The sequence below is a fragment of the Mesorhizobium sp. M4B.F.Ca.ET.089.01.1.1 genome (assembly GCF_004022605.1).
GTDB lineage: Bacteria > Pseudomonadota > Alphaproteobacteria > Rhizobiales > Rhizobiaceae > Mesorhizobium > Mesorhizobium abyssinicae.
Map to the genome: position 1 here is coordinate 1 of NZ_RZOS01001304.1, position 519 is coordinate 519.

Annotated in this window: 1 pseudogene; it reads left to right on the forward strand. The window is 60.3% G+C overall.

The annotated features are described in order from the left end of the window. Positions 1–170 precede the first annotated feature (170 nt). Positions 171–519, forward strand: a pseudogene (locus EN780_RS39470) (autotransporter outer membrane beta-barrel domain-containing protein); the annotation flags it as partial.

Genomic DNA, 519 nt, shown 5'->3' on the forward strand with positions numbered 1-519 from the left:
CGACCAAGGTGCTTGGAGGCATACTCGCCGTCGATGGCCGCATTGTTTCGAAGGTAGGCGTCTCGGCTACTGGTACCCTTACGGGTATCGGTGCAGTCGGCTCTCTTACGGTTGGCGCAGGCGGCACCGTCGCTCCTGGCAGCGTGCTCGATCCAAGCAAGGGGGTTGCAGTGCTCACCGTCAACGGTGACTTCGTGCAGCAGGCCGGGTCGACCTATTTGGCGGGTATCGCACCGAGCAAGGCTTCAGATCTCATCGACGTTGCCGGCAGTGCCGCCATCAACAAGGGAGCGAGCGTCAACCTGGTGCGTGAAGGTGCCGGGCATTTCTCAGTCGATACCCGCTACACGCTTCTGACCGCCGCTGGCGGCGTGATCGGGACCTACGGCGGGCTGACAGGAGGCCTCTTTACAGACTCGCCCTTCGTCGATTTCGAACTCGCTTATGACCCGACCAACGTCTATCTCGACGTCGATCGCAATTCTGTCACCTTTGCCGATGTCGGCAATACCTTCAATC